Origin of the sequence: Neisseria sp. P0019.S003, assembly GCF_051957115.1 — a bacterium.
GTDB classification, from domain to species: Bacteria; Pseudomonadota; Gammaproteobacteria; order Burkholderiales; family Neisseriaceae; genus Neisseria; species Neisseria flavescens_D.
On sequence record NZ_JBQCWT010000021.1, the window covers coordinates 1 to 808 of the forward strand.

1 protein-coding gene is annotated in these 808 nt (G+C 48.4%); it reads left to right on the forward strand.

What is annotated here, in order from left to right; all coding sequences use genetic code 11:
• On the forward strand, window positions 1-766 hold a 766-nt coding region (locus ACTHTS_RS10860; protein ID WP_440370035.1), incomplete at its 5' end, for a LysR family transcriptional regulator.
• Window positions 767-808 lie beyond the last annotated feature (42 nt).

Genomic DNA, 808 nt, shown 5'->3' on the forward strand with positions numbered 1-808 from the left:
GCGGCTGAACCTGCGCTTGTTCAACCGCACTACGCGCAATGTGTCGCTGACCGAAGCGGGGCAGCAGCTTTTCGACCAACTTTCTCCGCTTTATCAAGCCATAAACCAAGAAGTCGATGCATTAAATGATTTTTTGAATACGCCATCGGGATTGATTCGCATCAACGCCCCGGCGATGGCAGCAGAAGCCGTGTTGTATCCAAAATTAAAGCCGATTTTGAACCAATACCCGAAAATCCGCTTGGAAATCGTGGTGGACGATCGTTGGGCAGATATTGTGAAAGAAGGATTTGATATGGGCGTTCGGTTAGGTAACAAGGTAGCGAAAGAGATGATTGCCGTACCGATTTCTGCGCCGTTCAAAATGGCGTTGGTCGCCTCGCCCGATTATTTGGCGCAACATGGTTCGCCGAAAAATATTGATGATTTGCAGCAGCACCGCCTTATCGGTGCGAAGCTCTCCGCCGAACACGGCACGGAAATTCAATGGGAATTCAAATACAAAAAAAAGCTGATTACGTTCACACCAAAATCGCAGTTTTCTATCAACAATCATCTGCGCCTGCAAGCCGTTTCAGACGGCCTTGGCATCACTTGGCTGCCACATATCATCGCCGCAGACGCACTCCATTCTGGGCAGTTGGTCGAGCTGTTACCCGAGTATGCCATCACTTACGATCCGCTTTATCTCTATTACCCCAGCCGCCGCGGGCATTCCAATGTGTTTAAGATGATTGTGGATGAGTTAAAAGTTAAAGCCGTCTGAAAATTCAGACGACTTTTTACACCCAAGAGCGGTCAAATTTTC